Annotated in this window: 6 protein-coding genes; 4 read left to right on the top strand and 2 right to left on the bottom strand. The window is 39.8% G+C overall.

Annotated features, from left to right (window positions below):
- Positions 1 to 282 precede the first annotated feature (282 nt).
- The 4 genes from A9239_RS08795 to A9239_RS08780 all read left to right on the top strand — a co-directional run bounded on the left by A9239_RS08795 (position 283) and on the right by A9239_RS08780 (position 5,233).
- The gene (locus A9239_RS08795; RefSeq protein WP_048116506.1) at positions 283 to 1,962 is read left to right on the top strand and encodes an AMP-binding protein; all 1,680 of its coding nucleotides are present in this window, start codon (positions 283 to 285) and stop codon (positions 1,960 to 1,962) included.
- A gap of 498 nt (positions 1,963 to 2,460) precedes the next feature.
- Positions 2,461 to 2,709, top strand: coding sequence for a ferredoxin family protein (locus A9239_RS08790; RefSeq protein WP_048116514.1), 249 nt, complete (start codon positions 2,461 to 2,463; stop codon positions 2,707 to 2,709).
- A 20-nt stretch (positions 2,710 to 2,729) separates the two neighbouring features.
- Positions 2,730 to 3,785: a 3-methyl-2-oxobutanoate dehydrogenase subunit VorB gene (locus A9239_RS08785; RefSeq protein ID WP_048116516.1), complete on the top strand. Its 1,056-nt coding sequence runs from the start codon at positions 2,730 to 2,732 to the stop codon at positions 3,783 to 3,785.
- 2 nt (positions 3,786 to 3,787) lie between these two features.
- Positions 3,788 to 5,233: a 2-oxoacid:acceptor oxidoreductase family protein gene (locus A9239_RS08780; RefSeq protein ID WP_048116519.1), complete on the top strand. Its 1,446-nt coding sequence runs from the start codon at positions 3,788 to 3,790 to the stop codon at positions 5,231 to 5,233.
- Between the two features lie 2,543 nt (positions 5,234 to 7,776).
- On the opposite strand, the gene A9239_RS08775 is transcribed toward A9239_RS08780, so the two are convergent.
- On the bottom strand, positions 7,777 to 8,949 hold the full coding sequence (locus tag A9239_RS08775) for a type III PLP-dependent enzyme (RefSeq protein ID WP_048116523.1): 1,173 nt from the start codon (positions 8,947 to 8,949) through the stop codon (positions 7,777 to 7,779).
- 525 nt (positions 8,950 to 9,474) lie between these two features.
- Entirely contained in the window at positions 9,475 to 10,743 is a 1,269-nt protein-coding gene (locus A9239_RS08765) for an APC family permease (RefSeq protein WP_048116527.1), read from the bottom strand.
- Positions 10,744 to 11,039: the final 296 nt, after the last annotated feature.

Below are 11,039 nucleotides of genomic sequence, written 5' to 3'. Positions count from 1 at the left end.
TTACTTAATTTAATTTGGTTAGATGCAGTTTAAGTTTATTTGATTCGAATTGATGTAGTTTGAATTGATACAATTTACTTAATGTAATTTGGTTAGATGCAGTTTAAGTTTATTTGATTCGAGTTGATGTAGTTTGAATTACGTGATTTGAGTTAATATTGCTTGGTTTCAAATCCAATAAGAAATCCGATATCCGGGCTAAAACCTTGAAATTCAAATGAGGGCATGTAGCCTTCAAAATATAAAAACTACCTAAATAAATTGAGAAAACGGGTGTCTATAATGACTTCTTTGCTCAACCAGTTTGTTTCTAAAACCGACTTTGAATCTTATGAGGACTTTGAAAAAAATTTCAAAATCCTTGTTCCTGAAAACTTCAACTTTGCCTATGATGTAGTCGATGTCTATGCAAGAGATTTCCCTGAGAAGATCGCAATGATCTGGTGTGACGATCATGGGGAAGAGAGAATCTTTACTTTCAAAGACCTGAAGTACTACACTGACAAAACTGCAAATTTCTTTGCAAAGCATGGGATAGGTAAAGGCGACTATGTAATGCTCACCTTAAAGAGCCGGTACGAGTTCTGGTACTGTATCATTGCACTGCATAAATTGGGAGCCATTGCTGTACCCGCAACCCATATGCTCAAGACACGAGATATTGTATACCGGATTAAAAAAGCAGGACTGAAGATGATTGTCTGCATCTCGGAAAACGGAGTTCCAGAACAGATAGACGAAGCACACTCCGAATGCGGAAATATCCCACTCAAGAAAGTAGTAGTTGGAGATAATGTCCGGGAAGGTTGGATTGATTTCAGGAAAGAACTCAAAGAAGCCTCCCCCGATTTTGAACGGCCTTCTGGCGAGGATGCTACAAAAAATAGCGATATTTCTCTTGCTTATTTCTCTTCAGGAACAGCGAGCTTCCCAAAAATGGTGGAACATGACTTTACTTATCCTCTTGGGCATATCCTCACTGCAAAGTACTGGCAGAACGTGGAAGATGACGGGCTGCATTATACGGTAGCAGACAGCGGCTGGGGAAAATGTGTATGGGGGAAACTCTATGGGCAGTGGATAGCCGGTTGTGCGGTCTTTGTCTACGATTATGATCGGTTTGAAGCCAAAAATATGCTTGAAAAAGCCACGAAATACGGGGTTACAACCTTCTGCGCCCCGCCAACCATCTACCGATTCCTGATCAAGGAAGATCTCTCAAAGTACAATTTCAGTACCGTGAAATATGCAGTCGTTGCAGGCGAACCTCTTAATCCTGAAGTATACAACAGGTTCCTCGAATTTACAGGAATAAAGCTTATGGAAGGTTTCGGACAGACTGAAACCGTTGTAACTATCGCAACGTATCCCTGGATGGAACCGAAACCCGGATCTATCGGGAAGCCGTCTCCGGGCTTTAAGATTGAATTGATGGACAAAGACGGCAGACTTTGTGAGGTAGGGGAAGAAGGAGAAATCGTAATCAACACAAAGGAAGGCAAGCCTGTTGGACTCTTTGTCCACTATGGAAAAGATCCTGAAAAAACTAAGAAAGCATGGCACGATGGCTATTATCATACAGGAGATATGGCCTGGAAAGACGAAGACGGCTACCTGTGGTTTGTTGGAAGAGCTGACGATATTATAAAAACATCGGGATATAAAGTCGGGCCTTTTGAAGTGGAAAGCGCTCTTATCCAGCACCCTGCAGTACTCGAATGCGCAATTACAGGTGCTCCTGACCCTATAAGAGGCCAGGTTATCAAGGCAACTATTGTGCTCACAAAAGGATACACGCCTGGAGAAGAGCTTAAAAAAGATCTTCAGAATCACGTAAAAAGTGTCACTGCTCCTTACAAGTATCCACGCATAATAGAATTTGTGGATGAGCTTCCAAAGACCATTAGCGGAAAAATTCGCAGGGTCGAGATCCGGGATAAAGATCAAAATGAACTAAAATAAAGATATTATTTGAAAAATCGGCTCAGACTAGAAAATGCAAATAATAGAAAAGCAAATAAAACCTGATAACGTAGACAAAATCTGATAAAGTAGGCAAAACCTGATAACATAGACAAAATCTGATATAGTAAACAAAGCCTGTTTTGATCCGGAATCCTATAAGTTTCGGGTCAAAACAAAAAAGAAAAAAGGAAAGAAATAAGTACCTTAAACTTTCTGGAAAGTTTGCTCTATAAAGATTTGGTTCTGAATCCACTTTATAGTTTTATCTTAATTTTCTGCTTACATACTGTCTACTAAATTATACAATTTACAACGTAAGAAAAATATGAAAATTTAAGGCTCTTCTTTCTGTCAAAAAACCGGTTGAATTAAACAGGGACTGGATAATTCCGGGAAGATGAATCAAAAATCCCGGATTCCCCAAATCCAGGAATGGGCCTGAAACCTGAGAAGAGTCCAGAGAGAACTGAAAAGTGAACAAAAAGAGGATTTCATATGTCAAAGGATGATAAAAAAGAACCATACCCTGTAATTAATACTCTGGAGTGTAAGGCCTGCGGACGCTGCCTTCTAGCCTGCCCCAAAGGCGTACTTTCCATGAGTGAAAACCTGAATGCCCGGGGATATCATTATGTGGAATACAAAGGGGAGGGCTGCTCAGGCTGTGCAAGCTGCTATTATACCTGCCCTGAACCGCTTGCAATCGAGATTCATATACCCCTTAAAGAAGAGGAAGACAGGTAAGGTAGGAAAGGAGGAAAACTATGGCAACACAACTAGTAAAAGGCAACTCTGCAGTAATTGTAGGTGCACTATATGCCGGATGTGACTGTTTCTTTGGGTATCCGATAACTCCGGCAAGTGAGATCCTGCATGACGCGTCCAAATATTTGCCAAAAATAGGCAGGAAATTCGTCCAGGCCGAATCCGAAGAGGCTGCGATCAATATGGTCTATGGAGGAGCATCGGCAGGCCACAGGGTCATGACATCATCTTCAGGCCCTGGAATTAGCTTGATGCAGGAAGGAATTTCCTACCTTGCTGGCTCTGAACTTCCCTGTGTGATTGTAGACATTATGCGGGCAGGGCCAGGCCTTGGAAATATAGGGCCGGAGCAGGGGGATTATAACCAGGTAGTAAAAGGTGGAGGTCACGGAAACTACAAAAATATCGTGCTTGCCCCGAACTCAGTGCAGGAAATGTGCGACTTTACCATGAAAGCTTTTGAGCTTGCCTTTAAGTACAGAAACCCAGTTGTGGTGCTTGCAGACGGGGTGCTCGGGCAGATGATTGAGTCACTTGAATTCCCGAAGCAAGCTATTGTTCCTGAGATTGATACAACCTGGGCGGTCAACGGTACAGTTGAAACCAGACCTAACCTGATAACCTCTATCTTTCTGGACTTCAATGAGCTTGGAAAGTTCAATGAAAAACTGCAGGTAAAGTATGAGCTCATAAGGCAGAATGAAATCGATTACGAAGAGTACCTTACCGATGATGCTTCAATTGTCCTTGTTTCTTATGGAATTAGCAGTCGGATTTGCAGGTCAGCTGTGGATCTTGCAAGGCAGGAAGGCATTAAGGTCGGGCTTTTCAGGCCTAAGACTCTTTTCCCGTTCCCTGAGGCGCAGTTGAAAGCTCTGGCAGATAAGGGCTGTTCCTTTATTTCTGTGGAAATGAGCAATGGGCAGATGATATATGATGTCAGGCTTGCAATTAACTGTTCACAGCCTGTAGAGCTTGTAAATCGTATGGGAGGAAACTTGATGACCCTTGACCAGATTATGGATAAAATCAGGAAAATGGCAAGGGAGGCATGAAAATGGCAGTGGAAATTATAAATGGAGAAAAAGTAATAGGAAGGCCAAAAGCTCTGTATGCGGACTATCCTCGTAAAGGACCAGTAGCCTCGACAGCCACTCACTACTGCCCCGGCTGCGGACATGGGGTTCTGCATAAGCTTATTGCCGAAGCAATTGACGATCTTGGGATTCAGGACAGAACTGTTATGATCAGTCCTGTGGGCTGTGCTGTCTTTGCTTACTATTATTTTGATACAGGTAACATCCAGGTCGCTCACGGTCGTGCGCCTGCTGTTGGGACAGGAGTTTCCAGGGCTGAAGAAAATGCTGTGGTTATTTCCTATCAGGGAGATGGAGACCTTGCATCCATTGGTCTGAACGAGACTCTCCAGGCCGCTAACAGGGGTGAAAAACTTGCAGTCTTTTTCGTAAACAATACAGTTTACGGGATGACAGGTGGACAGATGGCGCCTACAACCCTTGTGGGCGAAAAGACTACAACATGCCCGGAAGGCCGAGACCCTCGTTTTGCAGGTTATCCTCTCCATATCTGCGAATTGCTTAACAACCTTAAAGCTCCAGTTTTTATTGAAAGGGTTTCAGTTTCGGATATCTCCCATATCAGGAAAGCCAGAAAAGCTGTGCATAAGGCGCTTGAAATCCAGCGCGATGGAAAAGGATATGCTTTTGTTGAAGTCCTTGCCGCCTGCCCGACTAACCTCAAGATGAATGCGGAGCAGGCTATCAATTTCATAAATGAGGAGATGGAAAAGGAGTTTCCAGTCCAGAATTTCAGGGATAAATCCAAAGAAGTCGAACCTCTGCACCGTGGAGTCAGTGACTTTACAACCGAAGCTCTTGAGAGGCTTTACGGAATTGAAGCGGGTGCCGAAGAAAAACCTGCCAGAAAGGATTTTGCTCCGATCCAGACCAAGATTGCTGGTTTTGGAGGGCAGGGTGTCCTCAGCATGGGACTAATCCTTGCGCAGGCCGGAGTTAAGGCAAACCTCAATGCTTCTTGGTTCCCGTCTTATGGCCCTGAACAGAGGGGTGGGACCTCTAATTGCTCGGTCGTGATTTCAGGCCAGCCTATAGGCTCTCCTACTGTCTACACTCCTGACATCCTGATAGCTATGAATCGTCCTTCCCTTGAAAAGTTTGAAGGGGTAGTACGGGAAGGAGGCTTTATTCTCTACGATTCGTCCATTGGCGAAGTTGAAACACCTGCACATGTAAAGGCTGTTGCAGTTCCTGCAACCGAAAAAGCCAAGGAGGCGGGTTCTGAGAAAGCTGCCAATTCCTTCATGCTTGGAGTCCTTATGGGTCTTAATGCAACTGGTCTGAATGAAGACGTCTTCAAGGAAGCTCTTGTCGAAAACTTCGCAGGGAAAACCAAGGTTATTGAGTTTAATCAGATGGTTCTTGAAGCTGGGGCACAATGGGCAAGAGAGAATGTTAAGTTCTAAGGACTTTAGATTTGAGAATAAAACAAGTTTCGAGGACATTCAAATTGCATAAAAGCAGGTGGAGAAGATTTTTCTCTACCTACTGGCATTTTAGTAGTACTTTTCACGTAATCTTCACGTAATCTTCACGTAACTTCCCAGTGATTTGTCAATAGTCCTTAAACGATTTCGTTTTCTTTAACTGTCAAGTGTCTTATGGTATTCTTTCCAGGGCTATTTCAGGTTGTCCTGCGCAGAAAAAGTTACTCTAGCGAAGCATACACTTCTAAGAAACTCAACCGAGAAGCCCAATTGATCTCAAAAAACAGATATTCAGCATATGCATCATCTTAAAACAATCATAAACTTTATTAAATCTAAGTACATTGTAAGAATAAGGGAGCATTTTATAAATTGGCTTTAAATGTATTTGCTAAAAAGGTAATAATAACTTGAAAGCAGTTTATTGGAAAAACATTTTATTAGAAAAATGTTTATTGAAAAATGTTTATTGAAAAAGCATTTTATTGATCTAGAATTAGTTGGCAGGGATTGAGTCCCTATTCTCGAATCCCTACCTGCGATCCAACCCAGAGATTAAGAGGAAACCCTATTACTCTTAATCTCACATAGAAGTAGACGGTAGGGGCCGAGTCCCTATTCTCGAATCCCTACCTGCGATCCAACCCAGAGATTAAGAGGAAACCCTATTACTCTTAATCTACACTTATTTTATAACAACACGGGGATATATAGCATAACCGACCCAAAAAACAATTCGTGATTCTAATTTTGCTTGGACTATTTATTTTTAATATAAACAAAATTTTTAACGGCATTGAAAATTTTGCTTATATTAATTTAGTTGAACTTTTGTAAATATCATCTAATTAAGTAATAAAAAAGTGTAAATATCATCTTATTAAAACATACTACAGAATTTTTTCATACTACTTTATAAGATAAAACTGCTCTGAAGAAAGACTACAAGTACTAAATACAAGGTTTCAGCGAAATATCCAAAGCTAAAGACTTTGGAATTTATACTTCGTTCTTTAAAACCCTGCTTTCTCGTATAGGAATCTGGTGTATCTGACCTACGCATAACCTGCCCAAAAGTATAAAGAAATTTATAGCCACATTATTGAGGTAAAGCTGAAGGAAAACGAAAAGAGTATTTAATCTTCACGGCAATTGATGAAGCTATCGACATCATTATAAATAAACATGTAAACTTAGGAACGGTCATAAGGTTTATTAAAAATAAAGACATTCTACAAAATAAGAAGCCACTCTAAAAATTAGTTTAGAAGTAGACGGTAGGGGGCCGAGTCCCTATTCTCGAATCCCTACCTGCGATCCAACCCAAAGATTAAGAGGAAACCCTATTACTCTTAATCTATACTCTTATAGTAGCGTGGGAATATATATCATAACCGACACAAAAAACTATTCATACTCTGAATTTTCAAACAACTCTTGAATTTGTTTGGCTGCAAAACTTTTAATGATCTTAAAATATTCAACCAAAACATAAAATTCAATACATTAAATTGGCAGTAAGTACCATAAAAATCTTTTTTCGAAACTCCTCTAATCCCTTCACGCAATCCAACACAGGGATTAAGAGCTCTATACCCTCAATTTGCATTCACTTTTATAATCACAGGGAAATTATAGTCATAACCGGCTTGAACAAAGACAGCATAACCATAGAGAATCTGAGTCCAAAAAAAGTGTCTTTAGTTCTTTGTCTTTAGTTCTTTGTCTTTAGTTCTTTGTTTCCTGTTTTCCAGCTATAGAGAAATAGCACGATTTTAGGACCAATAAGGCTAATCCTTACGATTATTAATTGTAGGATACGGACGTTAATTTTATCAGAATACGTCTATTGATAATGTTTTATATTCACTGATAATTTTATCAGAATACGTCTATTGATAATGTTTTATATTTACTGATAATTTTATCAGAATACGTCTATTGATAATGTTTTATATTTACTGATAATTTTTTTACTTTCAAGGCCATATATTATTGCCAAACTCTACTTTGGAAGCTGGAAATACTACAAAAGTTATTTGATTTTGCTCTGAAACTACAAATATAAGGTTATATGAAGAAGTTTCATATGTAAAACTTGAAACGATGATAGCGATAACAATATAAACAGTGGTTCTAGGGCAGTATAGCCTCGGTTGAAATGCCGTAGATTTCCTGCTGTTTTAACGGTGGGAGTTGTAAGAAGCTATATCTTTAGAACCACAACCGTTGCAATGTTTGATTACGCCGATAGGGTTTGGACCAGGTCATCAAACTCAAACGTTTCTCGGATTTTCGGTCAAGCCTTTTTTTTAAAAGGGTTGCGGGCAAGCAGTTTTTTCAAAAGGGTTGTTTGAAAAGGATTATTGAAAATATATTTTTCTTGCCCGTAATTCAGCTTTTTTGAGCGAAGCAAAAGGGGACTCGGAAGATATGTATATTGGTTGCAGAAAAGGGTGGAGACCTGGGTCATTCAAGCCCTTTAGTGCTCCAGCCATTTTAATTAGTCTTTTAGTAGGTTTTCAAATAAGATAGGTTTTAAGTGGGGGGAAACCGTTAAAACACACAGAACTGTAGCTCTGGGTATAGGCGCCTGTCGTAAAGATGTATACGCGGTTTCCTTCTCGCATGGTGTGAGGAAATGTATACTTGTGATGCTCATACAGAATATCCATACTGTCACAGGTCGGACCTGCAAGAATTACTTCTTCGGCACAACCCTTTTTATCACAGAAAATGGGGTATTTGATGCATTCATCAAGGGTTTCTATAAGGCCCCCGAATTTGCCAATGTCAAGATAAACCCATTTGTACTGGTTGAATCTGGCTTTTTTGGAGATCATTACAACTTCGCTTACTATTATGCCGGCATTGGCAACCAGTGAACGTCCGGGTTCTATAATAATTTCAGGTAGCTCTTCTCCAAAGTCTTCATGTAAAAAGCGGCGGATTTCTCCAGCATAGGTCTCCAGGTCATGAGCCTGATCCTGGTATTTTGCAGGAAAACCTCCACCAAGGTTGATCATTTTCAGATGTATACCTTTTTCAGCTACTGCCTCAAAAAGATACTTACATTTGGAGATGGCATTGTCCCACTGGCCAATGTCCCTCTGCTGGGAACCAACATGAAAAGAAAGCCCATAAGGCTCAAGCCCTAACTTTTCAGCCTTCATAATGAGCTTATATATCAGGTCGGGGTGTGCACCAAATTTCTTTGAGAGAGGCCAGTCAGCCCCGTCGCTTTCAGTAAGGACACGGAAAAATACTCTTGAACCAGGGGCTTTTCTAGCTAACTTTTTCAGATCGCTGTCAGAATCAGTAACGTAAAGCCTCACTCCTTTTTCATACGCGTACTCTATGTCTTTCTCTTTTTTGATAGTATTGCCGTAACTGATTCTTTCAGATTCTACCCCAAGCCTGAGAAGCTGATCAAGTTCATAAACCGTTGCTACATCAAAATTGGAGCCTTTACTTTTCAGGGCAAGCACAACCTCATCCATGGGGTTAGCCTTTACAGCATAGTGAATTTTTGCAAAGGGCATGTGTTCTACAAGCTCGTCATAGCTTTGCTCTATCTTCTGCAGGTTAACAGTTAAAAATGGAGTTTCTTTACCGCGGGAGAACTTTTTGATTCGGTTAAAATCATCTCTTGAGATGAAATCCTCCAGCGGAAACACATAGTGCTCTTTTCTCATGGCTACTCCCTTCTAAAATTAAAACTGATATATGCTCAAACTATATGCATACTAGTTAATAATTTTTAGTATCTTAATTATTTGTAATGATTATTCAGTTTAAAACCAATTATTTTGATAATGAACGAAATAAAGCGATTCAAATAGGATTTTATGTATATAAAACTAATTCTCGGCGAATATCAAGACATGAAAATCACTGAAATCAATAGATGTTTACTAAAAATAGTCATATCTTAATAAAAGATCTAATTAACTCTTTTTTTTGCATTAAAGTCACCAAAAATCCATTTATCTGCGTAGAAGACACGAGAAATCTTAGATATTTTCAGAATATTCAAAAACGATTTTTATTCCAAAAAGAAACATTACGGATTCAAAAGAAAATAGAAGTTTAATTAAGCGATTAAAAGGTTATAAACCTTTTTTTTATCCATATTATTTAGAAGCAACTCATTTTAATCCATTTCATAAAAAGCCAGATTTATAAAGTTTAAAAATAAATTTATTATGTTCCGGCCGATTTTATCTGGTTCTGAACAGCACTATCAGTATCCCGATTCCTACAAACACGAGACCATAAGTTATAACTTCCAGACTTAATTGAAAAAAAAGAAATACAGTCGAAAGTGCTCCAAGAAACGGGATCAAGGGAAAACGGCCAATATTCAGGGGAACCTTAAAAGGGCGACTTCTTCCGGGGTTAGTATAACGAAGTTTTATCAGAGAGAGATTGACCATAAAAAAGATAATAAAAATCATAAAATTAGAAATATTTGCTACGATTGCAACATCCTTGAATAGCGTAAACAGGGCTGAAAGAAAGGAAACTCCTAAAATTGCGACCCATGGTGTCCGGTAACTGGGGTGCACTCGTGAAAAAAAGTTAGGAAGAGTCCCTGAATCTGCCATGCCATATACAATCCTTGACCCGCCAAGCATGACCACAAGTACAGTATTCATAGTGGAAAAAAGAGCGATCCAGGACATGAGGACAAAAGCCTTATTTCCCAGAGAAATAGCCACAACATCTGCAAGGGGAGCACCTGAAAGTCCAAGAACCCGAAAGTCAAGCACGCTTACGGCAGTTACTGCCACGCATATGTACAGGAAAACCGTAACAAAGATGGCAATAAGCAGGGCTTTTGGAGTTGTCTTTTCGGCTTTTTTTGTTTCCTGTGATAATCGTACAATATCTTCAAAACCGAGAAATGCGAAAAAAATCAGAGTTGAAGCCTGGAATATTCCTGCCAGGTCTGTAGCTTCGAGATAATTTACCGTTCCAAGGTAAGGAAGACCTGTATAAATTACAATTAGAAGACCTGACACTTCGATAAAACTTATGAAAATAGCAAGCCTGGCAGATTCCTTGATCCCGTAAACCATGATGAGGCTGAGAAAGATAAACAGGCCTAAAGTTCCTATCAAATATCCATTCCCGAAAAGGTTGCTAAAATACCTGCCAAACCCGAGGGCAACAGCAGAACTCGTTATTGCTACAAAATATATGACAAGTAGCCCAATAAACAGGCCAATACGTTCTCCAAAAGCTCTTCTTACGAACCCGTATTCTGCTCCAGCCCCCGGAAACATGGAAGCGAGTTCCATATAACTAAAGGCAGAAAGTGTGGCCGTTGCTCCGGCAAACAGAAAAGAAAACCAGACCATATTGCCTGCAAGCCCTGCAGCTTTTCCCATAAGTACGTAGATTCCGGCTCCTAGAATATTGCCAATTGCTACCAGAGTAACCTCCAGCAGATTTAGTTCCTTTTTCAGTTCTGACTCCCCTTTCATAATAAGCCCCGCGTCAAAACTTGAAAAACTCAAGTACAAAAATAATAAAAGTAATAAATAATAAAAGTGGAACATTTACCTGTCAGAAAGACTATCCTATGAGAAGCTGTGATTACTTTCTATTAACTGGTTCTCAAAAATTCTCTTTTCGAGAATTTAGAAGTTTTACCATTAAGTAGCTCCACGGAAGGCTGCTGAAAAAAATAAGTAAGGTCCAGGATAGACTGGCCGGAATTTACTAGGCTGAGAGAGACCCTACACGCAAGCTTAAAATAAATATTTTCAGGTTTTAATGT

Origin of the sequence: Methanosarcina sp. A14, from assembly GCF_001729375.1 — an archaeon.
Lineage (GTDB): Archaea > Halobacteriota > Methanosarcinia > Methanosarcinales > Methanosarcinaceae > Methanosarcina > Methanosarcina barkeri.
Note: the sequence above shows the minus strand (reverse complement) of the source record. Positions and strands in the feature narration are given on the sequence as shown.

Bases quoted from the DNA above. Each gene is read 5' to 3' on its own strand.
- A9239_RS08795 (WP_048116506.1), top strand. From the start codon at position 283: ATGACTTCTTTGCTCAACCAGTTTGTTTCTAAAACCGACTTTGAATCT.
- A9239_RS08790 (WP_048116514.1), top strand. From the start codon at position 2,461: ATGTCAAAGGATGATAAAAAAGAACCATACCCTGTAATTAATACTCTG.
- A9239_RS08785 (WP_048116516.1), top strand. From the start codon at position 2,730: ATGGCAACACAACTAGTAAAAGGCAACTCTGCAGTAATTGTAGGTGCA.
- A9239_RS08780 (WP_048116519.1), top strand. From the start codon at position 3,788: ATGGCAGTGGAAATTATAAATGGAGAAAAAGTAATAGGAAGGCCAAAA.
- A9239_RS08775 (WP_048116523.1), bottom strand. From the start codon at position 8,949: ATGAGAAAAGAGCACTATGTGTTTCCGCTGGAGGATTTCATCTCAAGA.
- A9239_RS08765 (WP_048116527.1), bottom strand. From the start codon at position 10,743: ATGAAAGGGGAGTCAGAACTGAAAAAGGAACTAAATCTGCTGGAGGTT.